Source organism: Mycobacterium sp., from assembly GCF_035640695.1.
Lineage (GTDB): Bacteria > Actinomycetota > Actinomycetes > Mycobacteriales > Mycobacteriaceae > Mycobacterium.
In genome coordinates, this window is the sequence record NZ_DASQVQ010000110.1 from 1 (window position 1) to 22,682 (window position 22,682).

Sequence of the window (22,682 nt, forward strand, 5' to 3'; positions counted from 1 at the left end):
GCAGCCGCTCGCGGTCACGGCGGCGACGCTCGTCGACGATGGCAAGGCCGGCGGTCGCGCGCCGCCGCAGCGGAGCAAACACCCAGATGCCCAGTGGCAGCGCGATCACGAGCGCGAACGCGATCGCGATGTAGACCGGAAAGTCGTCGACGCCCAGCAGGCGGGCAGTGCCATATATCGCCGCGCTGAGCACGACGACCAACAGCAGCCGCGCGCCGGCGTAGGCCAGCACGTCGGCGACCACGCGTGCCCGGCGGGCGTCCTTGTGGTCCGCGGGGTTCTCCGGCACCGCCCGAGCCTACCGACGCGCGTATATTCAGACCAAGGAGGTTTTCCGTGCTCTACCTGCTGCTCTTGTTGCTAATTGCATCGCTGGTGTATGTCGGCTGGCGGATCTACCGCGCCACCAACAGCCGGCCCAAGACTCGGGTCATCGGGCCCGACGACGATCCCGACTTTCTGTGGCGGCTGAGTCGCGGAGACGACAGCCCGCAGCGTTAGTCCGGTCAGACGAACGGATCGCTGCGGTTGGCGCTCGGAAAGCCATCCGCGACCACCGCCCCCAATTCGATCAACGCCTCGCGTGTTTCTCGTCGCAGCCGCTCGAGGTTGATTTCTGCACCCTCTTCCAGATGCGGGTCAAACGGCACCAGCCGCACCGCGCGGCACCGCCGCGAGAAGTGGTCGACCACCTTGTTCATGTCGACCTTGCCCGAGCGCGGCCGCACCGCGTTGATCACCGCGATCGAGTTGCGCACCGCCTCCCCGTGGCCGTGCGCGTCGAGCCAGTCGAGCGTCGCGGAGGCGCTGCGCGCCCCGTCGACCGAGCCCGAACTGATCACCAGCAGCACGTCGGCCTTGGACAGCACGGCCGACATCGCCGAGTGCATCAACCCGGTGCCGCAGTCGGTGAGCACCAGGCTGTAGAACCGCTCGAGGATCTCGAGCGCGCGCAGATAGTCGTCGGAGCTGAACGCGTCCGACACCGCTGGGTCGCTTTCCGACGCCAGCACCTCGAGCCGGCTCGGGCCCTGTGAGGTGTAGCTGCGCACGTCGCTGTAGCGCTGGATGCCCTCGGCGTCGCGCAGCAGATGGCGCACGGTGGCCGGGGTTTCCAGCGGCACCTTCTGGCTGAGCGTGCCGCGGTCGGGGTTGGCGTCGACGGCGACCACGCGGTCGCCGCGGATCGACGCCATGGTGGCGCCGAGCGTGGCGGTGATCGTCGTCTTGCCGACCCCGCCCTTCAGCGACAGCAGCGCGATCCGGTAGCAGCCCTGCAGCGGCTGGTTGACCTGCGCGATCAGGTTGTTGTGGTGGGTGACCTTCGGGCTTTCGCCGACGTTGATCAGCTTGCCCGAGGCCAGGTACAGCCACTTGCGCCAGCCCGACGACGGGGCCGGCTGGGCTTGGCGCAGCAGGGCCGCCGTGGACAGCTCCCGTGACGTGGGCGGCGCCGCCGGTGGCAGGTAGCCCTGGTTCACCTGCTGGGGGAAGCCCGTCGGCGGCGTGGCCGCGGTCCATTCCGGCGGCGGTCCCGGCGCGCTGCCGGTGGGGTCGGAGAAGCGCGATTGCGCTCGGAAGCCGCCAGGGTCGTGAATTCCGGTGTCAATATCTTCGGACACGATTGAACCTTAGTCTCATCCCACGCCGGCGTACGAATGGAGCCCGACGGTCACCAGATTGATGAAGAAGAGATTGAACACCATCGCGACGAAGCCAGCAACGTTGACCCACGCCGCCTTCTTGTCCCGCCACCCCGCGGTCGATCGGGCGTGCAGATAGGCGGCATAGATCACCCAGGCGATGAACGACACCGTCTCCTTCGGATCCCAGCCCCAGTAGCGGCCCCACGCCTGCTCGGCCCAGATGGCGCCGAAGATCACGCCGAACCCGAACACTGGGAAGGCGAAAATCGTTGTGCGATAGGCGATCCGGTCCAACAGCCGGGCGTCGGGCAGCCGCTGCACGATGCCGGCCAGCGCACCCGTCGCGCCGGGTTGTCCGAGCGGCGACATCTTGATCAGGAACAGGATGCTCGCCACACCCGCCACCAGGAACACCCCCGAGCCGAGGCTGACCACCGACACGTGGATCGGCAGCCAATAGGACTGCAGCGCGGGCATTACCGGCGCGGCGTCGGTGTACAGCCAGCGGCCGGACACGGTTAGCAGGATCAACACAGGAATGAGTACGAAAACCCACAGGGTGCGGTACGGCGGACGGCGCAGCGCCACCGTGGCGGCCACCAACCCGGACAGGCAGGTCAGGTTGATGAATTCGTACATGTTGCCCCACGGCGCCCGCATGGTGGCCAAGCCGCGCAGCACGATGCAGGCCAGCAGCAAACCGATTCCGAGGTACACCAGCGCGAGTCCGGAGGTGCCGACGCGTTCGTCGATCGGGCGCCGCGGCGTGTCGACGACGACGCCGGGGGTCGCGCTGTCGGGCGTTACCCCGGCTCCGACCAGCTCGCGTTCGTCCGCCTTGCGGCCGCGGCTGTAGGCCAGCTCCACGGCCAGCAGCAGCAGCGCCGCGACGAGCACGACCATCGACGACGTGAAGGCCCAGTCCGAGTAGCGGGCCAGGCCGATGTCGACGTGCTCGGTGTTCATGCGCGATCCGCCTTCGCTTCGGGCGCTTCGGGCGCGACGTTCATTGGACCTCCTCACCGGCCATCGCGGGCTGGGTCGTCGTCGCTGTCGTCGGCGCTGTCTTCGGCGGCTCGAAACCTTCGAGCAGCCGCCGGCACAGCCGATCGAATTCGTCGCCCCAGCCGGAGTTGTCGGTGCGGGCCAGGCCTCCCAGCTCGACGCTTACCGTACCGGGCTGGGCTGCGGGGACGATCCGAACCCAAACTCGGCGGCGGCGGATCACCAGCGAGACCAGCAGACCCGCCATCATCGTCAACGCGAATACCAGCACCCAGATCTGACCGGGGTCATGCGACAGCTGGAGGTTCACGAACGGCACCGCGCCGTCGAACCGCACCACCGTCGGAGCCCCCGGGTCGCCGTCGAGCCGCACCTGCTGGCCGACGCGCAGGTTGACCCGAGCGGCCTTGGTGAGCCGGCCCTGCTCCATCAGCCGATGGTCGAGCGTGAACAGCGACTGCGGTCGCCCAGTGTCCAGGCCGGTGTCGCCGCGGTAGATGTCGACGGCCACGGCGGGGTTGTTCGGCGCCGGGAAGCTTGACGACAGCAGCGTGCCGTCGAGTTGCTCGGTCGGCGCGAACAGGCCCTGGATCGCGATCTGATGCTTGCGCCGTTCGGCCGGATCCGGGTAGGTGCCGCCGGGCGGGTCGACACGCACCACGCCCGACGACAGCAAGGTGCGCTGGTCCTCGGGCCGCCATTGCACGGTCGCGGTGCGGGTCTGCCCGTCGGGGAAGGTGACCGTGAACGTCGGGGCGTAGCCGTGGCCCTGCAGGTACACCCGGTCGCCGCCGATCCGCAGCGGATGGTTGACCTCGAGCCGGTAGGGCCGCCACGAGCCGATGCTCAGGTCGTCGCCGGTTTGGTAGTCGATGTTCGCGGCGAAGGTTCTGGCCTGACCGTTCGGCAGGTAGTGGGCCTGGAAGTCGTCGACGCGCAGGCAGATCGGATGCAACGAGGTGCCGTCGACGGTGTTGCCCGCGCGGAACGAGTCGAAGGCCGCCGGGGACGCCGAACAGAAGCCGGGTCCGCCGTCGGCGATCACGATCACGTTGCCCTCGTAGCCGAAGAGCTTGCCGACGGCGACCGCGACCAGCAGGCCCAGCAGCGAGAAGTGGAAAACCAGGTTGCCGAATTCGCGCAAATAGCCTTTCTCGGCGGAAACCTCGGTGGCCCCGTCGGTTTGGCGGGTGACGCATCGCCAGCCGCGCAGCCGCTCGGACACGGCGGCCGCGACGGCATCTGGTTCGGCGGCGAGTGCCTTCGTGTCGTGCCTGGGCAGTCGGCTCAGGTTGCGCGGCGCGGCGACCGGGACGGCGCGCAGGCTGCGAACGTGCTCGATCAGCCGCGGCAGCAGGCAGCCCACCAGGGAGACGAACAGCAGCACATAGACCGCGGTGAACCAAAAGCTGGAGAACACCTGAAACGCCTGCAGCCGGTCCAGCCACGGGCCGAGCGTCGGATGCTCGGCGATGTACTCCTCGACCTTGGACTCGTTGAGGCTGCGCTGCGGCAGCAGCGCGCCCGGAATCGCCCCGAGCGCCAGCAGGAACAGGAGCACCAACGCGGTGCCCATCGAGGTCAGCGCCCGCCAGGTGTTGCGGCCCCACGCGAGTACGCGGCTCAAATCGGCAGCCTCGCATCGCTGACGAACGCGTCGCGCACCCACCCGATGAAGTCGTTCCACACCCCGGTGACCAGCGCGGCGCCGACGAGCATCAGCAGCACGCCGCCGAATATCTGGATCGCGCGAGTGTGACGGCGCAGCCACCCCAGGCCCTGCACGGCCCACGAGGAGCCGAGCGCGAGCAGCACGAACGGGATGCCCAGACCGAGGCAGTACGCGATGACGAGAACGACGCCGCGCGCAACGTTCGCGCCGTCGGTGGCCGACGCGACCGCGATCACGCCGGTCAGCGTCGGGCCCAGACACGGCGTCCAGCCCAGCGCGAAGACCGCGCCGAGCAGCGGTGCGCCCGCGATCGTCGACAGCTGCCGCGGGGTGAACCGCGCCTGGCGTTGCAACGCCGGTAGGAACCCGACAAACACCAGGCCCATCACCATGGTCAGCACCCCACCGATGCGCTGCAGCAGCATCTGGTTGGTGATCAGCGAGGTCGTCATGCCCAGCACCGCGACGGTGCCGAGCACGAACACCGCGGTGAACCCGGCGACGAACAGCGCGGCCGACCCGGCGACGCGCCACCGCGACGTCTTGACGGCCACCGGAGCCGGGTCGTCCGAAACACCCACGACCGCAGCCAGATACGACAAATAGCCGGGCACGAGCGGCACGACGCACGGCGACGCGAACGACACCAGGCCGGCGAGCACGCACACCCCGAGCGCCAGCAGCAGCGGCCCGGCCGCGGCGAGGCCCGCGAAGCCGGTCACGAGCGCGGCTCCTGAGGTTGTTCGGCGGCGAGCCGCGCCACCACCGGTTGCAGCTCCTCGGCGAGCAGTTCGCGCAAGAACACCGCGGCGACCCGGTGCTGCCGATCCAGCACCAGCGTGGACGGGATCACCGTGGTCGGGTATTTGCCGCCGAAGGCGATCATGGTTCGCATCGCCGGGTCGTAGATGGACGGGTAGGTGACCTTGCGGTCGACGAGGAAGTCCCGGGCCGGCTCGCGCCGGTTGTCGCGGACGTTGATGCCGAGAAACGCGACGCCGCCGGCTCGGGCCGCATCGTAAACCTTTTGCAGCTCAGTGATCTCGGCTCGACACGGTCCGCACCACTGGCCCCAGATGTTGATCACGACGACCTTGCCGGCGGAGTCGTCCAGCGACAGTGTGCGGCCGGGGTCCATCAGGTCGGGGCCGGCCAATTTGCCCGGATGGCCGCGGCTTTGCGGCGGTTCGTAGAAGATGTCGGTCTTACCGCCAGGTGCGACGAACTCGAAGGTGCCGCCCTGGGCGACCGCGTCGTGGCCGGTCGAGCAGCCGGTCAGCGCGAAAGTCAGCGCCGCCACCGCCGCGCTCATGCACACGACCAGCCGCACCGGATCAGCTCCCCGCCGGCTCGGAGTAGCGGACGTCGGTGAGTTCGTCGCCGTCGAACACGAACGAGGTCAACGACGCCACCGCGCACTGGCGGCGGCGCGGGTTGTGCCACAGATGCTTGCCGGTCAGATACAGCCGCAGCGTCCAGATCGGCAGCTGATGGCTGACGCACACCGCCTCGTGGCCCGCCGCCTTCGCGCGGGCCTTGTCAATCGCGGTGCTCATCCGCGCGGCGACCTCCCGATAGGGCTCACCCCACGACGGCTCGAACGGGTTGCGCAGCAGCCACCACACCCGCGGGTCGCGCCACGCCCCGTCGCCGGGGGAAATGCGGCGGCCCTCGAAGTAATTCACCGATTCGATGAGATCCGGATTGGTCTTGACGGTCAGCCCGTGGCGCAGCGCGATCGGCGCCGCGGTTTCCTGGGCCCGCTGCAAAGGAGAGGACATCACCAGCACGATGTCGTGGTCGGCAAGCACCTCGGCGACCTTCTCGGCCTGACCGCGGCCCTTTTCGGACAGCCCGAAGCCCGCCAGCCGCCCGTACAGGATGCCGCCGGGGTTGTTCACCTCGCCGTGGCGCATCATGTGCACCGTCGTCAGCTGGCCCATCACGCCCCCGGATCGGTGGCCGCCGCGGCCGCTCGGGCGGCCGCGGGCAGCGCGGCGGCTATCCGGTCGAACGCCTCGTCATCCAAAGCCGCTGAGACAAACCATGTTTCAAACGGGCTGGGCGGCGGATAGACACCGCGGTCCAGCAGGGCGTGGAAAAACGCGGGATAGCGCCACGTTTGGGTGGCGCGCGCCGACGCGAAGTCGGTGACGGTGCCGTCGCCGAAGAACACCGAAAGCATGGTACCCGCCTTCGGAACACTGTGTGCCACACCGGCTTCGGTCAACGCGTCGGCGAGCAACCCGGCCAGTCGCTCGGCGTTGCGGTTCAGCGCGTCGTACACCGCCGCGTCGGCGGCGCGAAGCGTGGCGAGCCCGGCGGCGACGGCCACGGGATTTCCCGACAGCGTGCCGGCCTGATACACCGGGCCCAGCGGCGCCAGCCGCTCCATCACGTCGGCGCGACCGCCGAACGCCGCCGCCGGCAATCCGCCGCTCATCACCTTGCCGAACGTGTACAGGTCGGCGGCAACGGGTTCCAACCCGTACCAGCCCGACGGGCCGACGCGGAAGCCCGTCATCACCTCGTCGGAGATCAGCAGCGCGCCATGGTCGGCGGTGACGCGGCGCAGCGCCGCGTTGTAGCCGGGCTGCGGCGCCACGGTGCCCATGTTGCCGGGGCACGCCTCGGTGATGATGGCGGCGATCTGGTCCCCGAAGGTCGCGAACGCCTGCTCGACGGCGCCGATGTCGTTGTAGGGCAACACAATGGTGTCGGCGGCGGTCGCGCCGGTGACCCCGGGGCTCGACGGCAGGGCGAGCGTCGCGACGCCGGAGCCCGCGTCGGCCAGCAGCGCGTCGACGTGACCGTGATAGCAGCCGGCGAACTTGATGATCTTCGGGCGACCGGTGTACCCGCGGGCCAGCCGGATCGCGCTCATCGTGGCCTCGGTGCCGGAGTTGACCAGCCGGATCCGTTCGGCCGGTGCGACGCGTCGGCGGATCTCCTCGGCCAGCTCGGTCTCGGCCGGTGTCGGCGCGCCGAACGACAGCCCATCCGCGGCCGCCCGTCGCACCGCCTCGACGACTTGCGGGTGGGCGTGGCCGAGGATCATCGGCCCCCACGAGCACACCAGGTCGACGTAGCGGTTGCCGTCGGCGTCGGTGAGCCGGTAGCCGCGCGCGTTGGTGATGAACCGCGGGGTTCCGCCGACCGACGTGAACGCGCGGACCGGCGAGTTCACTCCGCCCGGGATGACCGCGCAGGCGTCGGCGAACAGCCGCGCCGACATGACCGGAGGCGCGTGGGCCACCACCTCTGGGACATCTGGCTGCGCCATGGCTTCATCCCGACTGCGCATGGCCACCAGTGTCCCAGCCCTGCTCCGGGCGTCGACTACAGGGTGTAGTCGGGTCAGGTCGCCGGAGTCAGCGCGAACGCCGGGTGGTCGGACTCGTGGGGCAGCTTGCGGAAGTAGCCCTCGACAACCTTGCCGGCCTTCTCGCGGTACGCGGTCAGGATGGGCTGCCGATCTGCTTCCGGTATTTCGCGCGCGGTGTATTTCGTGGTGCCGGCCTTGGTGGTGAGCGACACCTCCGGGTTGGCGCGGAGGTTTTTCACCCACTGCGACTCGCCGCGGGTGGACACCAGATACTTCGTGCCGCCGACGTCGACGGTGACGACCGGGATTTTCTGCGGTTGCCTACTGCCGCGCTTGGTCACCGTCAGGGTCTCGGTGTTGGAGATGCCGGTTGCCATCGCGATCGGATTGAAGATCCTGGCGGTGAACCACGGCGGCTTGAGGTACGCCATGGATGCGAGTTTGATCGCTGTCATGCGACTTCCGCAATGGCTGGCCGAATTCAACCGTTACGTCACCAACCCGATTCAGCGGATGTGGGCGGGCTGGCTGCCGCTGATGGGAATCATCGAGCACGTCGGACGGCGCTCCGGCAAGCGATATCGCACGCCGGTCAACGTGTTCACCACCGACGACGGGTTGGCGGTGCTGCTGGCCTACGGCCGCAACCGCGACTGGGTGAAGAACCTCAACGCCGCCGGCGGCGGCGAGATCAAGCACTACGGCAAGACGGTCAAGTACACGAACCCGCGGGTGATGCCCAAGTCGGAGGCGGCGCCCGCGGTGATGAGTTCGTGGCGGCCGCTGTTTTCGATGCTGCCTTTCGAAGATGCGCTGCTGCTCACCCGCGCCAGCTGACGGCTCAGGCCGGCACCACGCGCAGCGACCTGGGCAGGCTTGGCAGGAAATGCGTTTCGGCGAAGGTCCGGATGTCGGCGGCGGTGACGAGCGGGCGCGGGCCCGGCAGTAGCAGCGCCATCGCCGCATAGCGCAGGATGGTGTCGGCCAGCTCGTTGACGGCCTCTTCCCCGATCCGCTCGGCGAACCCGTCGGGGAAGATCACTCGCAGCGCATCGGCCATTCGCTCCATCGCCGCGTCCCAGTGCCGGTGCGCCAGCTCGAGCATCAACGCCGGCTCGTCGGTCATCATCCGGTTCAGCACGCGGTGCCTGCGGAACCGAATGATCGCCGACGTGAACGCCTCGACATAGTAATTACCTGGTCGTCCCGAGGCTTTCAGCTCCGCGGCAATCTCGGCGAACAGCACCGCGTTCTCCCGGTCGATCACCGCGGTGACCAGCTCGCCGCGGCCGGCGAAGCGTCGGTAGATCGTCATGCGGCTCACTCCGGCCCGGCGGGCGACGTCGTCGAGGGCGACGCGGCGAATGCCGTGCCGCTCGAATTCGATGACCGCGGCGTCCAGGATCGCGGTCGTCATCGGATCAAGTTCTGGCATACCCCGCACGCGCATATTCGTTGTAGCGCAACTGCATTGGCAGTCGATCCCACAGCCAGTTCACCGGCCCCGACCGGCACAGCGCGGCCAACCGCTGATACCGCCGCTGCCGGCGGTCGCTCCAGGGCAGTTCGAGCAGCTGCCGCGCGCGCGGCGGCAGGCCGCCGGTGGTCAGGAACGCCGCGACGGGGTCGAACACCACCGCGATGACCCGCCACAGCCGCGGTGACACGCCCTTCGGGCACGGGAAGCCCTTCGTCACATATCCGACGCCGTACCTGGCGGTCGGATGCGCGACGACGATCTCGTCGAGCATGCGGTCCCAGTACCGCTCGAACGCTGCGTAGTCGGCCGGCATCGGCCGCTCGCTGACACCGTAGCGGCGGTACCAGGTCTTCGATTCGAGGTAGATCTGCTCCTTCTCGGCGCGGGTCAGCCGCTTGACGAAGGTGTCGGCGAAATACAGCACCTGATCCACGAACGTCGCGTGCGCCCAGAAGTAGGTCTCGGGATCCAGCGCGTGGTAGCGGCCGGCTTTACCGGAGCGGCCGGGCATCGTGCCCTTGATCTCGTGGTGGAAGTCGCGGACCCGCTCACCGGGATGGTCGTCGTCGGAGCCGTAGACCGTGTTGAAGATCGGCGGCAGCGAGCGCCTGACGCGCTCGCGGGTGTCGGCGAAGAACACCGAGTGGTCCAGCACGCCCTGTCCGAGCTCGGCGAGCATGTTCTGCAACACGGCGGGCCGAGGCCCGATCAGAAACATCCGGTTGTCGCCGAAGTAGCGCCACACCAGCGACTGCCGGCCCAGCGGCAGCGCCTCGGGCGCGACGTCGGGCTTAGCGTCGGCCAGCTCGGTCATGTGCAACAGTGTTACAGATTTCGCACCTTGTACCAAGGGGATGTGGGTGTTGTCACGATGTTCGCGGCGACTGTCAGGGCTCGGCGTTGGCGACCGGGCGTTGTGCTTCGGCGGAGCCGGGCAGGTCGTCGCGGCGGCGTAACCGCGCGACGGCCACCACCACCAGCACTCCGGCCACGGTGGCCAGCAGCAGGGCCAACACCAGCAGCGGCGCGTAGTAGGTGATCGACGTGGTGGGCGGCTCACCGCTGAGAATCGGCGCGACGTCGACCGTCGAGCGCGACTGCAGCCAGCTCAGCACGCAGCCGGCGGCCGCGACGGCGGCCAGCACCAGCTCGACGATTGCGCGCCGCGGCGCGGTCATCCCCTGGGCCGCTTGTCGTGCTCATCGACCAGCTGGGTCAGCGCCTCGCGCAGCTGGCGGTGCCGTCGCGCCCACGCCTGCACCTCGCGGCCCTGGGTGAGTTTCAGCCCGATCCCGACGCGACCCTTCGGGACGTGAGTCAACTCGCCGAGCGCGCGCGCAGATTGCCACTTGTGCGGCGTCATGTCGGATTTCGGCGAGATCGGCAACTCCTGGTAGACCCGGACGATCTGGGCGACCGGCAGCTCTTCGGTGCCCTGCCGCAGCGTGTGATGCGTCAATTCCACCGACGTATGAATGCGCGCGGCGTGCACCTGCAGCGCGACGAACCCCGACACCAGCACCAAGAAGCACGCCGGCACCAACCACTGCGGCCCGAGCCCGCTGTCGATCTCGATCCACAGCATGATCAACGCCGAGATCGGGCCGGCCAGCACCCAGTACCAGGTCGCGCCGATCTCGAAAAACAACGGCTCGACGGCCGTTTCGCTGGTGTTGGCCCCGGTCGGCCCCTCACTCACCACGACCTCCCGGCGGTTGCTCGGCGGTGTCGAACCATTCCGTCGCGGCGGCCCGCGTCGCCAGCGTGGTACCGGTGATCAGGGCCACGATGATCAACAGCCAAAGAAAGCCCATGGTGTACAGCGCGAACAGCGTGAGCAGCACCGTCAGCGCCAGCGTGAGCGCCACCGTCGCGCGGCGAAATCTCTTGTCACCCCGGCGGGTCCGGCCCGCCAGATATCCGAGCGCGAGGCCCGACACCGCGAACACGGCACCGGCGCCGCGGAAGAAGCCGGGAGCTCGCGAGTCGGTCAGCGTTGCGATCAGCAGCCCGCCCAGCACCAGTAGCGCCGCCGCCGCCAGCCAGGACCAGAGCGCCGCGTCGACGATGCGCGGCCGCGGGTGGGTAGCTGTCATGGTCTTGCCAGCCTAGCGAGAGCCCATCAGCGGGTGAAATAAGCTTGCGCGTCCTTGCGGTGCAGCAGAAAGACACCGCCGGCGATCAGCACCGACCCGATGATGCCGGTGACGGCGTAGATCACCGCACCGGCCGCCGACCGCTGGATGGTGAACAGGTTGGTGGCGACGTAGACGATCGAGGCGGCGCCGCCGCCGGTGAGCAGGGTGCGCGCCCATCGGTATCGGTGCCACATCAGCATCACAAACGTGATTACCACCGCCGAGAGCACAAACAGGAACACTGCGCTGACCGCCATCATCGCCGGTGCGTGTGATCGGCCCGGCGTGATGACGATGTCGACGGCCTGACCGATCACCAGCAGCGGCAGCGCCGTCAGCCACAAGCCGACGCCGGTGCCCACGTCCACCGGGCGGTTGTGCAGCTCGGGCTGTTGCGGCTGCACGGACTATCCCAGCCAGGAGGCGACGTCAACGGCCCAGTACGTCAGCACGATGTCGGCGCCGGCGCGGCGGATGCTGGTCAGTGTCTCCAGCGCCGCGGCCGGCCCGTCGATCCAGCCGTTGGCCGCGGCGGCGCTGATCATCGCGTACTCCCCGGAAACCTGATAAGCGGCGACGGGCACCGGCGAGATCTCGGCGGCCGCCCCGACGACGTCGAGATAGGCCATCGCGGGCTTAACCATGATGATGTCGGCGCCCTCGTCGATGTCGAGGGTGATCTCGTGCACCGCTTCACGGGCGTTGGCGCTGTCCTGCTGGTAGGTGCGCCGGTCGCCGCTCAGGCTGGAGGCCACCGCTTCGCGGAACGGGCCGTAGAACGCCGACGCGAACTTCGCGGCATACGCCAGGATCACCGTGTCGGTGTGGCCGGCGGCGTCCAACCCGTCGCGGATCGCGCCGACCTGGCCGTCCATCATTCCGCTCGGTCCGACCACGTGCGTGCCGGATTCGGCTTGTGCGACAGCCATTTCCACGTATCGGCGCAGCGTCGCATCGTTATCGATCCGGCCGCGGTCGTCCAGCACGCCGCAGTGGCCGTGGTCGGTGAACTCGTCGAGGCAGGTGTCGGCCATCAGCACGGTGTCGTCGCCGAGGTCCTTGCTCAGATCACGCAGGGCGGCGTTCAGGATGCCATCCTCGTCAACGCCACCCGAGCCCGTTGCATCCTTATCTTCCTCGCGCGGCACACCGAACAGCATCAACCCACCCACCCCGGCAGCCACCGCGTCGGCGGCCGCCCGGCGCAGTGTTTCGCGGGTGTGCTGCACGACTCCGGGCATCGACTCGATCGGCCGGGGCTCGTCGATGTCGCCGACGAACATCGGCAGCACCAAATGCCTTGGCTGCAGCGAGGTCTCCGCGACGAGGCGGCGTAATGCCGGCGTCGAGCGCAGCCGGCGTGGGCGCTGACGTGGATACGGCACGGTTACCGCCTGCGGCTCTTCTTGCGCGGCGGCGGCAACGCGCCTTCGGCGCGCAACCGCGCGGCGTGCTCGGCCAGCGCCTCGACCAGCGGGCCGATCGCCGCGGTCTCGGGCTGCACGTCGACGCGCAGGCCGAATTCGGCCGCGGTCTCGGCGGTCTTCGGCCCGATGCACGCGACGATCGTGCGGGCATGCGGCTTGCCGGCAATGCCGACCAGATTGCGCACCGTGGAGCTGGACGTGAAGCACACCGCATCGAAGCCGCCGGACTTGATCATCTCGCGGGTCTCGGCCGGCGGCGGCGCCGCCCGCACGGTGCGATAGGCGGTGACATCCTCGATCTCCCAGCCTCTTTCGCGCAGGCCCTCGGCCAGCGTCTCGGTGGCGATGTCGGCCCGCGGCAACAACACCCGGTTGACCGGATCGAAAATGTCGTCGTGGGGCGGGAATTCGTCGAGCAGACCGAGGGAGGATTGCTCGCCGGTCGGCACCAGCTCGGGGGTGATCCCGAACGCGCGCACCCGATCCGCGGTGGCTTGCCCGACGCAGGCGATCTTCACACCGGAGAACGCGCGGGCGTCGAGGCCGAATTCGCCGAACTTCTCCCAAACCGCGCGCACGGCGTTGGTGGACGTGAACACCACCCACTGGTAGCGGCCGTCGACGAGGCCCTTGACCGCGCGCTCCATTTGCGCGGGGCTGCGCGGCGGCTCGACCGCGATGGTCGGGACCTGGATCGGCAGGGCGCCGTGGGCAATCAGCCGCTCGCTCATCTCGCCGGCCTGGTCCTTGGTCCGCGGCACCAGCACCGTCCAGCCGTACAGTGCGCGACTCTCCCACCAGTTCAGCTTCGACCGGTGTGCGACGGTGCGCCCGATCGTCACGACCAGGGGCCCGGACAGCGGCCCGGCCGGGTCGGTGGCGCCGAGCGCGGCGCGGTCGGTCAGCGCCTGCAACGTCGCCTCGACCGAGCGCTGCTGGGTGGTCGTGCCGTAAGCGGTGACCACGCACGGCGTGCCGTCGGCCAACCCGTGGTCGATCAGCGTGCGGGCGGCGTCGGCGAGATGCTCGGCGGTGGCGTGCAGGATCAGTGGGCCCGGCGCGGCGGCCAGCGCCGCCCAGTCGACGTCGCCGCGCACGTCGGCGACGGTGTGCGACGAGCCCAACGGCAGCCCGGCATAGGCGGGCACCGCGATGCTGGCGGGCAGTCCGGGCACCACCTCGAAGCTCAGGTGACTCTTGGCGACCGCATTGACCTCGGTGATCACCGTGTCCACCGACAACGGGTCGCCGGCCACCAGCCGCACCACGTCGACGCCGCCGCGGGCCTCGGCAACCAGAGTCTTGGCCACCTCGGTCGGGTCACCGAGGGCGGGCCGGATGTCGGGCACCGGCGGCAGATTCGGATCGACGGTGTCGTCGAGGACCCCGGGGTCCGGTTCGTAGAGCTTTGGTCGCTCCGGCAGGCTCGACCCGACCAACGACAACACACCGGCCGGCACATCGGGGTCGGTGAACACCAGTTCAGCACAGGTTAGGACCCTTCGTGCCCGACCGGTCAGCAGGCCGGGATCGCCGGGCCCCGAGCCCACGAATACGACGCGCCCCGGCTTGGTCTTACGCCCCCGCGTCATCCTTACTTCGCTCCCATCAGCTCGCGCGCGCCCAGCTCGAACAGCTCCGTGGCCACCGAGACGCCAAGCTCCGCGGCGCGATCGGGTGTCCCGATGCCGGACGCACGGATCACGTCGGATCCGTCCACCGTCGCCACGCACGCACGCAGCGACAACTCGTCGAAGACGCGGCCGCCCTCATCGATCGACTCGACCACTTCGGCGATCGCGCCGACCGGTGCGGAGCAACCGGCCTCCAGTTCGGCGAGCAGGACTCGTTCCGCGGTGACCGCCGCGCGGGTGTCGGCGTCGTCCAACTCCGCCAACAGCGCCGCGAGCTCGGTGTCGCCGCTGCGGCACTCGACCGCGAGCGCGCCCTGAGCCGGTGCCGGCAACACCTGCACCGGTTCGAGGGTCTCGGTGACATCGCCGAGTCGTCCGATGCGGGCCAGTCCCGCCCGGGCCACCACGATGCCGTCGAGATCACCGCTGCTCACCCTGTTCAACCTGGTATCAAGGTTGCCTCGTAGGGGGCGGATTTCCAAACCGAGACCCAATGCTTTAAGCTGTGCCACCCTCCGCGGGCTTGACGTGCCGATCACCGAGCCCGCCGGCAACTCCCCCAACACGAGTCCGTCGCGGGCCACCAGCGCGTCGCGCGGGTCCTCGCGCGGGGGCACCGCGGCGATCAGGAAGCGCGGATCCGGGGCGGTCGGCAAGTCCTTGTACGAGTGCACGGCCATGTCGACGCGGTCGTCGTCAATCGCCTCGCGCAGCGCGGCGGTGAACACCCCGACGCCCATCTCGGCGATGGGCGCCGACGATCGGTCACCCTCGGTGCTGATGGTCACAAGTTCCGCGGCATGGCCGTTGGCGGCCAGTGCGTCGCGGATCGCGCCGGCCTGGGTGGTGGCCAATAGGCTGCCGCGAGTGCCTATCCGGATGAGCCTGGCCAAGTCCGCTACTCGTGAGTGCCGATTTCGGTTCGCACCAAAGGCAATTCGCCACCTGCGACGGCGTCGACCGCCTGCTGGTCGAGTTCGAACAGTTCGCGTAGCGCCTCGGCGTAGCTGTCGCCGCCGGGCGCGGTGGCCAACTGCTTGACACGCACCGTCGGCGCGTGCAGCAGCTTGTCGACCACGCGACGCACGGTGCGGGCCACCTCGTCGCGCTGGGCTGTGTCCAGGCCCGGGAGCCGGTTTTCCAGCCGCAGCAATTCCGCCTCAACCACGTCGGCGGCGCGCCGACGCAGCGCGGTGACGGTCGGGGTGACCTCGGCCATCCGCTGTCCGGCCAGATAATTGGCAACCTCGGCGGCGACGATGCCGCGGGCGGCCTCGGCGTCGGAGGCGGCGGCGCGGGCGGACGGCTCGCGCTGAATGCGGTCCATGTCGACGACGAACACGCCCGGCAGCCCGGCCACCGCGGCGTCGACGTCGCGCGGCATGCCCAGGTCACAGATCGCCAGCTGCTGTTGCTCGGAGCGGCCGGCCAGGGCCCGATGCGCGTCGGCCAGCGACACCACCGGCCGGACCGCGCCGGTACACGAGACCACCACGTCGGCGTCGGCCAGCACCGTCGAGATGTGGTCGAGGCCGTGCGAGTCGGCGGCCACGCCCTGATCGCGCAGGTTGTGCGCCAGCCGGCGGGCCCGCGGCAGCGACCGGTTCACCACATGAACCCGCTCGACGCCGGCGCCGGCCAGGTGTTTTGCCGACAGCGCGCCCATCGCGCCGGCGCCGACGACGACCGCCGTGCGACCGGCCAGGCCGCCGATCTTGCTGTCGGCCATGCCCAGCGCGACCGACACCACCGATGCGCCTGCCGCGTCGATGTTGGTCTCCGAGTGCACCCGCTTGCCCACCGACAGCGCCCGCTGGGCCAGCTCGTGCAGGACGCGGCCGACGGTGTGGTTGGCCTCGGCGGCGGCGTACGCGCGACGCACCTGGCCGAGGACCTGCTGTTCGCCGACCACCGCGGAGTCCAAACCGCTTGCCACCGCGAACAAGTGCTCGACCGCCGCCTCGGCGTAGCGCACGTAGGCGTATTTGGTCATGTCGTTCAGCGACATGCCGGAATGCTCGGAGAGCACCTGACCGATCACCGCGAGGCCGCCGTGGAAGGCTTCGACGACCGCATATACCTCGACGCGGTTGCAGGTGGACAGCACCATCGCCTCGGTCACCAACGACGACTGCAGCACCCGGTCGATGATCTTGGCTTGATCGGACTCGTCGGTGCTCATTTGCTCGAGCACGGACACCGGCGCGCTGCGGTGCGACACCCCAAACAACAGCACGCTCACGGCTCGCTCACCACGTCATCCAAGGTAGTCGCGGAGCAGGGAGCCAACCAAATTCGTAGCGTAATTCACCCATTCACCCCCGGCCGAGGTCGCTGCGCAGCCGCGGCTCGTCGACCTCCCAGTAACTGTGCTCGCGGCCGTCGAGCAGCACGACCGGCAGCCGGTCGCCGAACTCGGCACGCAACTCCGGACGGCCGGCCGCGGCCTCGGCGTCGACATCGGTGGCGGCGAAGTCGAAGCCGAGCTCGTCGGCCAGCTCGACGAGCCGGCCGCGGGCCCGCTCGCAGATGCCACAACCCGCACGGGTCAGCAGCGTCACGTGCGCGCGGTTCACCACGCCAGTATCCGTCGGCGTTGTCCTAGGGTTGAAACGCCGACTCGATCGGATCGGGAGGGGGTGTGCGATGGAGCCCATGGATTCGCAGGACGTCGCCGGCGACGCGAGTGCGGATACGGCGATGGCCGACCTCGTCGCCGACGTCGCCCGCGCCGCCCCGATCCCCGAGCCGCAGCACCAGCGGCCCCCGTCGCCGGCTGCGCCGCCGGCCGACCTGACCGCCGCGGCGTTTTTCGATGTGGACAACACGCTGGTGCACGGCTCCTCGATGGTGCACTTCGCCCGCGGATTGGCCGCGCGCAAGTACTTCACATATGGCGACATCGCGCGATTCATTTACGCGCAGGCCAAGTTTCAGCTGATCGGCCGGGAGAACAGCGACGACGTGGCGGCGGGCAAGAACAAGGCGCTGGCCTTCATCGAGGGCCGCTCGACGGCCGAGCTGATTGCGGTCGGTGAGGAGATTTTCGACGAGATCATCGCCGACAAGATCTGGCCCGGCACGCTGGCGCTGGCGCAGATGCATCTGGACGCCGGTCAGCAGGTGTGGCTGGTGACCGCGACCCCGTACGAGCTGGCCAACACGATCGCCAACCGGCTGGGCTTTACCGGCGCGCTGGGCACAATCGCCGAGTCGGTAGACGGCGTGTTCACCGGCCGGCTGGTCGGCGACATTCTGCACGGCACCGGCAAGGCCCACGCGGTGCGCTCGCTGGCCATCCGGGAAGGCTTGAACCTGAAACGCTGCACGGCGTATTCGGACAGCATCAACGACGTGCCGATGCTGTCGCTGGTCGGCACCGCGGTGGCCATCAACCCCGACGCGGCGCTGCGGGAGCTGGCCCGCAAGCGGGGCTGGGAGATCCGCGACTTCCGCACCGCGCGCAGGGCCGCCCGCATCGGGGTGCCGTCGGCGCTGGCGCTGGGCGCCGCGGGCGGCGCACTCGCCGCGATCGTTTCCCGCCGCAACGACGGCCAGCTGCGAAGACGCTGATAGGCTCGCGCCGCTACTCGTTTGCATCGTTTGCACCGAAGGACAATCGCACCGCTTATGGCCATTGCTGAAGAGATCATCGGTACCCACTACCGTTACCCGGACTATTTCGCGGTCGGACGCGAAAAGATCCGGGAGTTCGCTCGTGCGGTGAAGGACGACCACCCGGCGCACTTCGACGAGAAGGCGGCCGCCGAATGCGGCCAGGACGCGCTGATCGCGCCGCTGACGTTCATCGCGGTGGCCGGCCGCCAGGTGCAGCTGGAGATCTTCAAGCAGTTCGATGTACCGATCAACCTGGCGCGGGTGTTCCACCGCGACCAGAAGCTGCGCTATCACCGCCCGATCCTGGCCGGCGACAAGCTGTTCTTCGACTCCTACCTGGATTCGGTCATCGAGTCGCACGGGACGGTGATCAGTGAAATCCGCGGCGAGGTCAGCGACGCGAACGGGAACCCGGTGCTGACCAGCATCGTCACCATGATCGGTGAAGCCGTGCACCAGGACGCCGATGCCGACGAGACGGTGGCGACGATCGTGGCCCGGCGCGACGCCGCGCTGGCTCAGTTCGTCGCCGCGCCAAAGCCGCAGGAAGCCGGGCCCGCAGAATAGTCAGCCCAGGAACGTGTTGCGGCGGTTGGCCAACAGCCGGTACAGCGTCTGCTGGATGGTCTCGCGCACCTGGTCGGTCAGCTCGAACGTGACCATCGGGTCCTCGTGCGCGGAATCGTCATGGTCGGCGGTGGGAATCGGGACCCCGAACTCGATATACCACTTCGACGGCAGCGGGATCATGCCGGCCGGTCCGGCCAGCGGGAACAGCGGCGTGATGGGGAAGTACGGCAGCCCGAACAGCCGGGCCAGCAGCTTGGCGTCGCCGAGCATCGGGTAGATCTCCTCGGACCCGACGATCGAGCATGGAATGATCGGAACCTTGGTGCGCAGCGCCGCCGACACGAACCCACCGCGGCCGAACCGCTGCAGCTTGTACCGGTCGCGGAAGTGCTTGCCCAGGCCCTTGTAGCCCTCCGGGAACACGGCGGTCAGCTCGCCCTTGGCCAGCAGCCGATGCGCGTCGGTGGTGCACGCCATCGTATGGCCGGCCTTGCGCGCGGCCTGCCCGAGCACCGGGGTGTCGAACACCATGTCGGCGGCCAGCAACCGAAGCGAGCGGTGCGCCGGATGCTTGTCGTGCACGGCCACCGACGCCATTAGCCCGTCGAACGGCAGCACGCCGGCGTGATTGGCCACGATAAGCGCGGCGCCCTGCTTCGGGAGATGTTGAATCCCGCTGACCTCGACCCGGAACCACGATGTGAACAGCGTCCGCAGCAAAGGCATCACCACGCCGTCGTTGAAATGCCGATCGAAGCCGAACTCATCGACCGTGTAGTCGCCGGTCAGCCGGCGACGCAGAAATTCGGCAACCGCGGCGACGCGCTGGGCCAGTTCGTTGGGCGCCGCTGTCGCTTCGCCGCCCGCGGCGGCCACGCTGCGGTGCTGGTCGATCTCGCCGATGACGGCGGCGATCTGCTCGGCGGACGCGCGGCCCTCGGGCTCTGACAGCAGTGACGGATGTCGGCGGTTGGCATCCACGCGTTGACCGGCGCGCCGCTGTGCCGCGGCTCGTCCCGAATCGCCGTGTAGCGGAATCACTTTCGCCTTTGATTCGCCCGCCACGATATATACCTTCTCCCACCCCGTTAATTACGAATGATTAATTTCCCCAACGCTGCGCGGTCGCCACAGCGCGACTCTCCAACGAGCGTACCCATTGAGGGTTGATGATCGGGGTCAAACTGCGACCGCGAACGTAATCATCGAATGCCTCAGCCGTCGTCCACTTGGGACTGTAGCCGAGTTCGGTCCTCATGCGCGTGGTATCCATGACACGCCCGTAGCTGAAGTAGTCCATTTGTTCGCGCGCCACTTCGGTACCTCGCGTCGCTTTCAGCAGCGAATCGATCGCCCAGATGCCGGAGCGCGGCAGCGGCAGGGGGATCCGGCCGGCCCGCCGGACGGCTTGCGACATCATGATCACACCGTCGGCGCCGACGTTGAAGGTGCCCGCCTTGCCTGCCATCGTGGCCCGCTCCAGCACGCCCAGCGCGTCCTGCTCGTGCAGCAGCTGCAGCCGCGGGTCGCGGCCGAACACCGTCGGCACGATCGGGCCGGCCAGGTAGCGCGACAACGCGGTGTCCATCGCGGGCCCGATCAGATTGGCCAGCCGCAGGATCGACACTGCGATGTCCGGGCGCCGGCGAGCCAGCCCACGCGCATAGCCCTCGATGTCGATGCTGTCGCGGGCGAAGCCCTCGCCGGGTGGCCGCCGAGCACTGGTGTCCTCGGTGAACACCACCGGGTCGCGCGCGCTGGCGCCGTACACCTCGGACGTGGACTTGAGGACGACCCGGCGCACCGACGGCGCCTTCTGGCATGCGGCGAACAGCTGCATCGCGCCCATCACATTGAGTTCCTTCAGGGCGGCCCGCCCGCCGGAGCGCGGCGCGTATGAGGCCGCCGCCGCGTGCACCACGGTGTCGACCTCGCCGTTGCGGATCACTTTGGCGATGAACGGATTGCGGATGTCGGCGCGGACGAACTCGGCGCGGCCCATCCGGCGCAGCAGATCTTTGCTCGGCGCGACGGCGTCCACTGCGATCACGCGGTTGATCAGCGGGTTGTGCGCCAATCTCGCGGTCAGGTATCCGCCCAGAAATCGGCATGCCCCCGTGACCAGTACAACCTTGGGATAGTGCACGGTGTCCCCGCCCGAATCCATCCCGATAGCCTATCGACCGAGACCGCTGCCGGCACATCGACGAACCACGTTTCCCCCGCTGGCTAGATCGAACCCCTATTCCCCTACTTGCCGAGTTTTCTGCGCTGCACCCGGGTACGCCGAAGCAGCTTGCGGTGCTTTTTCTTCGACATGCGCTTGCGCCGCTTCTTGATGACTGAACCCATGAACTCCGCTACCTACGTCCTGACTGTCTCACTGCCCCCGCCTTGCCGCCCCGCTTGATGCCCCCGGCTTATGTCGGGGGCCACCTTACCCGTGGGCCGGGCGCCAGGCGAAAACCGACGCGGCCGGGGAAGGGCCGCGTGCGCGGGCAGGGACCAGTTCGTGACTAACCCGCGTCCAGCCCGCGTCCAGCCCGCCTTGAACCCGCGTCTAGCCTGCGTCGAAGTAGGAGGTCTCGAGCAGGTCGTGCACCGCCTTGGCGTGCACCCGGAACGATCGCCCGACCCGGACCGCGGGCAGTTCGCCGTTGTGCACCAGCCGGTAAACCGTCATCTTGCTGACCCGCATCAGCGCGGCCACTTCGGCAACGGTGAGAAATTGAGTCCGGGTGACCGGCTCGCTGTCGCCAGAAGCCGCGTCGCGCCCCGACTTACCGCTTGCCGAATCCCGTGCCGATGGCCCGTTCGTTGACGTCATCGCAACCCAATCCGTCAGGCACGGTCTGGGCCACCGGCTTCCCCACCGCTGGCGCGAACGCGTGCATACAACCAGGAGAATAGCGGTACCAATGGGGTTACTGCGACGGGTGTGGGCTAATCCATCGAAAATTCATGAACTACTCTGATGTAATTCCCAGCTGCTGAGAGCGGGTTTTTGCGGCCGCAACGGCGGCGGCCACAGCTTCCCGGAAATTGCCGCGTTCCAATTGCCGCACGCCGGCCGCGGTGGTGCCGCCCGGCGAGGTGATGGTTGCCCGCAGTTGCGCGGGGGTGGTGTCCACGGCGCGGCCCGTCGCGTCGTCACCGACCGGCTGCGCGTCGTCTTGCATCCGCTCCAGCAACATCGCGGCCGAGCCGGCCAGCGTCTGCACCACGAGGTCGGTGGCCACCGAGCGGGTCAACCCGTTCTCGACGCCCGCGTCGATCAGGGCCTCGACCATCAGGAAGAAGTAGGCCGGACCCGAACCGGACACCGCGGTCACCGCGTCGAGCTGCGTCTCCGACACGGTCAACACACCACCGACCGCGTCGAACATCGCCGCAACCTCCTTGAGGTGCTGCTGGGTGGCGAAGCGGCCGGCGGCCAGCGCGCTGACGCCGGCCCCGACGAGCATCGGTGCGTTCGGCATCACCCGGATCACCGGCGAGCCGGCCGGCAGCCTGGACTCGTAGTACGACGTCGTCACGCCGGCGGCGACGCTGACGAACACCTGCTCGCCGATGTCCTGCTCGGACTTGGCGACGGCATCGGCGATCTCGTTGGTTACCGCCTGGACATCGGACGGTTTCACCGCGATCACGACGAGATTCGCGCTCTCCACCGCGTCGGCCACCCCGGTGACGCGCACCGAATACGTCTCGGAAAGGTGGCGGCTGCGGGACGGGATGCGTTCGGCGACGACCACGTCTTTGACCTGGCGGCCCGAGCGCAGCAGTCCGGACAGCAGCGCTTCGCCGATGTTTCCGCCGCCGACGATCGCGATTCTTGACATCGGGGAAAGCATATGCGCTAGTGGCGAGGCAGCAGCGCGAGCTGGCGCGTCTGCACGATGATGCGGCCCTCGCAGTCGACGACGGTGTGGTCCTCGTCGAACCAGTCCTGCCCGATCTGGGTCGTCGTGCACACCACCCGCAGCCAGCCGTCGGCGGGCAGCCCGCGCAGATACGCCGTCAGCTGCACCGTCGGCGCCCAGCCGGTGCGACCGACCGCGAACGTCACCGGCATCGAGATGTCGCCGCACATCAACGCGAACAAGATGTCGGGCGCCATGCCGCGGGGCCGGACCCAGATCTGGATCACCGGCGGCTTGCCCGCGG

29 protein-coding genes and 1 pseudogene are annotated in these 22,682 nt (G+C 68.8%); 4 read left to right on the forward strand and 26 right to left on the reverse strand.

Annotation, left to right across the window (positions count from 1 at the left end):
- On the reverse strand, positions 1-289 hold a 289-nt coding region (locus VE759_RS12380; protein ID WP_324932460.1), incomplete at its 3' end, for a DUF4229 domain-containing protein.
- A gap of 47 nt (positions 290-336) precedes the next feature.
- Here VE759_RS12380 and VE759_RS12385 point away from each other — a divergent pair.
- Positions 337-501: a hypothetical protein gene (locus tag VE759_RS12385; RefSeq protein WP_324932463.1), complete on the forward strand. Its 165-nt coding sequence runs from the start codon at positions 337-339 to the stop codon at positions 499-501.
- Between the two features lie 5 nt (positions 502-506).
- Here VE759_RS12385 and VE759_RS12390 read toward each other — a convergent pair whose 3' ends face one another.
- The 8 genes from VE759_RS12390 to VE759_RS12425 all read right to left on the reverse strand — a co-directional run bounded on the left by VE759_RS12390 (position 507) and on the right by VE759_RS12425 (position 8,079).
- Positions 507-1,622, reverse strand: a complete 1,116-nt coding sequence (locus tag VE759_RS12390; RefSeq protein ID WP_324932466.1) for a MinD/ParA family protein — start codon at positions 1,620-1,622, stop codon at positions 507-509.
- Between the two features lie 15 nt (positions 1,623-1,637).
- Complete coding sequence (gene ccsB / locus VE759_RS12395; protein ID WP_324932469.1) at positions 1,638-2,612, reverse strand: c-type cytochrome biogenesis protein CcsB; 975 nt, start codon at positions 2,610-2,612, stop codon at positions 1,638-1,640.
- Between the two features lie 40 nt (positions 2,613-2,652).
- Positions 2,653-4,227 (reverse strand): cytochrome c biogenesis protein ResB, encoded by a 1,575-nt coding sequence (resB, locus tag VE759_RS12400; protein WP_324932534.1) that lies wholly within the window; start codon positions 4,225-4,227, stop codon positions 2,653-2,655.
- A 47-nt stretch (positions 4,228-4,274) separates the two neighbouring features.
- On the reverse strand, positions 4,275-5,045 hold the full coding sequence (locus tag VE759_RS12405) for a cytochrome c biogenesis CcdA family protein (protein WP_324932472.1): 771 nt from the start codon (positions 5,043-5,045) through the stop codon (positions 4,275-4,277).
- Positions 5,042-5,635, reverse strand: coding sequence for a TlpA disulfide reductase family protein (locus tag VE759_RS12410; protein ID WP_414687898.1), 594 nt, complete (start codon positions 5,633-5,635; stop codon positions 5,042-5,044). Before VE759_RS12410 ends, VE759_RS12405 begins: the two co-directional genes overlap by 4 nt.
- Before the next feature lie 22 nt (positions 5,636-5,657).
- Positions 5,658-6,266 carry a histidine phosphatase family protein gene (locus VE759_RS12415; RefSeq protein ID WP_324932478.1) on the reverse strand — a complete coding sequence of 203 codons (609 nt, stop codon included), beginning with the start codon at positions 6,264-6,266 and terminating at the stop codon, positions 5,658-5,660.
- Positions 6,266-7,606 carry a glutamate-1-semialdehyde 2,1-aminomutase gene (gene hemL, locus VE759_RS12420; RefSeq protein ID WP_324932537.1) on the reverse strand — a complete coding sequence of 447 codons (1,341 nt, stop codon included), beginning with the start codon at positions 7,604-7,606 and terminating at the stop codon, positions 6,266-6,268. The genes VE759_RS12415 and hemL overlap by 1 nt, the downstream gene beginning before the upstream one ends.
- A 74-nt stretch (positions 7,607-7,680) precedes the next feature.
- Positions 7,681-8,079 (reverse strand): nitroreductase family deazaflavin-dependent oxidoreductase, encoded by a 399-nt coding sequence (locus tag VE759_RS12425; protein ID WP_324932540.1) that lies wholly within the window; start codon positions 8,077-8,079, stop codon positions 7,681-7,683.
- Between the two features lie 22 nt (positions 8,080-8,101).
- Here VE759_RS12425 and VE759_RS12430 point away from each other — a divergent pair, with 22 nt between their 5' ends.
- Positions 8,102-8,485, forward strand: a complete 384-nt coding sequence (locus VE759_RS12430) for a nitroreductase family deazaflavin-dependent oxidoreductase (protein WP_324932481.1) — start codon at positions 8,102-8,104, stop codon at positions 8,483-8,485.
- Between the two features lie 4 nt (positions 8,486-8,489).
- Here the strand turns inward: VE759_RS12430 and VE759_RS12435 are convergent, their stop codons facing one another.
- The 11 genes from VE759_RS12435 to VE759_RS12485 all read right to left on the reverse strand — a co-directional run bounded on the left by VE759_RS12435 (position 8,490) and on the right by VE759_RS12485 (position 16,888).
- Positions 8,490-9,083 carry a TetR/AcrR family transcriptional regulator gene (locus tag VE759_RS12435; protein WP_414687896.1) on the reverse strand — a complete coding sequence of 198 codons (594 nt, stop codon included), beginning with the start codon at positions 9,081-9,083 and terminating at the stop codon, positions 8,490-8,492.
- The gene (locus tag VE759_RS12440; RefSeq protein WP_324932488.1) at positions 9,070-9,942 is read right to left on the reverse strand and encodes an oxygenase MpaB family protein; all 873 of its coding nucleotides are present in this window, start codon (positions 9,940-9,942) and stop codon (positions 9,070-9,072) included. Before VE759_RS12440 ends, VE759_RS12435 begins: the two co-directional genes overlap by 14 nt.
- Positions 9,943-10,015: 73 nt before the next feature.
- Complete coding sequence (locus tag VE759_RS12445) at positions 10,016-10,306, reverse strand: hypothetical protein (RefSeq protein WP_324932491.1); 291 nt, start codon at positions 10,304-10,306, stop codon at positions 10,016-10,018.
- Positions 10,303-10,827, reverse strand: coding sequence for a DUF3093 domain-containing protein (locus VE759_RS12450; RefSeq protein WP_414687897.1), 525 nt, complete (start codon positions 10,825-10,827; stop codon positions 10,303-10,305). The genes VE759_RS12445 and VE759_RS12450 overlap by 4 nt, the downstream gene beginning before the upstream one ends.
- Entirely contained in the window at positions 10,820-11,224 is a 405-nt protein-coding gene (locus VE759_RS12455; protein WP_324932494.1) for a hypothetical protein, read from the reverse strand. The genes VE759_RS12450 and VE759_RS12455 overlap by 8 nt, the downstream gene beginning before the upstream one ends.
- A gap of 26 nt (positions 11,225-11,250) precedes the next feature.
- Positions 11,251-11,670 (reverse strand): hypothetical protein, encoded by a 420-nt coding sequence (locus VE759_RS12460; RefSeq protein ID WP_324932497.1) that lies wholly within the window; start codon positions 11,668-11,670, stop codon positions 11,251-11,253.
- Positions 11,671-11,673: 3 nt separating this feature from the next.
- Entirely contained in the window at positions 11,674-12,651 is a 978-nt protein-coding gene (gene hemB / locus VE759_RS12465) for a porphobilinogen synthase (protein ID WP_324932500.1), read from the reverse strand.
- 2 nt (positions 12,652-12,653) lie between these two features.
- Entirely contained in the window at positions 12,654-14,285 is a 1,632-nt protein-coding gene (locus tag VE759_RS12470) for a uroporphyrinogen-III synthase (RefSeq protein ID WP_324932503.1), read from the reverse strand.
- 2 nt (positions 14,286-14,287) lie between these two features.
- Entirely contained in the window at positions 14,288-15,220 is a 933-nt protein-coding gene (gene hemC, locus VE759_RS12475) for a hydroxymethylbilane synthase (protein ID WP_324932506.1), read from the reverse strand.
- Positions 15,221-15,225: 5 nt separating this feature from the next.
- Positions 15,226-16,569, reverse strand: a complete 1,344-nt coding sequence (locus VE759_RS12480; RefSeq protein WP_324932509.1) for a glutamyl-tRNA reductase — start codon at positions 16,567-16,569, stop codon at positions 15,226-15,228.
- A 73-nt stretch (positions 16,570-16,642) separates the two neighbouring features.
- Positions 16,643-16,888, reverse strand: a complete 246-nt coding sequence (locus VE759_RS12485) for a glutaredoxin family protein (RefSeq protein WP_414687899.1) — start codon at positions 16,886-16,888, stop codon at positions 16,643-16,645.
- An 85-nt stretch (positions 16,889-16,973) separates the two neighbouring features.
- Here VE759_RS12485 and VE759_RS12490 point away from each other — a divergent pair, with 85 nt between their 5' ends.
- Together VE759_RS12490 and VE759_RS12495 are read left to right on the forward strand one after the other, a co-directional pair.
- Positions 16,974-17,900 carry an HAD-IB family hydrolase gene (locus VE759_RS12490; protein ID WP_324932515.1) on the forward strand — a complete coding sequence of 309 codons (927 nt, stop codon included), beginning with the start codon at positions 16,974-16,976 and terminating at the stop codon, positions 17,898-17,900.
- Positions 17,901-17,957: 57 nt separating this feature from the next.
- Entirely contained in the window at positions 17,958-18,512 is a 555-nt protein-coding gene (locus VE759_RS12495) for an FAS1-like dehydratase domain-containing protein (RefSeq protein ID WP_324932517.1), read from the forward strand.
- Here the strand turns inward: VE759_RS12495 and VE759_RS12500 are convergent, their stop codons facing one another.
- From VE759_RS12500 to VE759_RS12525, 6 genes and pseudogenes are all read right to left on the reverse strand, one after another.
- A complete protein-coding gene (locus tag VE759_RS12500) occupies positions 18,513-19,580 on the reverse strand; it encodes a lysophospholipid acyltransferase family protein (protein ID WP_324932520.1) in 1,068 nt (355 codons plus the stop codon).
- 37 nt (positions 19,581-19,617) lie between these two features.
- Positions 19,618-20,682 carry an SDR family oxidoreductase gene (locus VE759_RS12505; RefSeq protein ID WP_324932524.1) on the reverse strand — a complete coding sequence of 355 codons (1,065 nt, stop codon included), beginning with the start codon at positions 20,680-20,682 and terminating at the stop codon, positions 19,618-19,620.
- A gap of 83 nt (positions 20,683-20,765) precedes the next feature.
- Positions 20,766-20,867: a 30S ribosomal protein bS22 gene (locus tag VE759_RS12510; protein WP_003402602.1), complete on the reverse strand. Its 102-nt coding sequence runs from the start codon at positions 20,865-20,867 to the stop codon at positions 20,766-20,768.
- A 208-nt stretch (positions 20,868-21,075) separates the two neighbouring features.
- A complete protein-coding gene (locus tag VE759_RS12515) occupies positions 21,076-21,342 on the reverse strand; it encodes a helix-turn-helix domain-containing protein (RefSeq protein WP_324932527.1) in 267 nt (88 codons plus the stop codon).
- A 139-nt stretch (positions 21,343-21,481) separates the two neighbouring features.
- On the reverse strand, positions 21,482-22,357 hold the full coding sequence (gene proC, locus VE759_RS12520) for a pyrroline-5-carboxylate reductase (protein ID WP_324932531.1): 876 nt from the start codon (positions 22,355-22,357) through the stop codon (positions 21,482-21,484).
- 17 nt (positions 22,358-22,374) lie between these two features.
- Positions 22,375-22,682 (reverse strand): annotated as a pseudogene (locus tag VE759_RS12525) (thioesterase family protein); the annotation flags it as partial.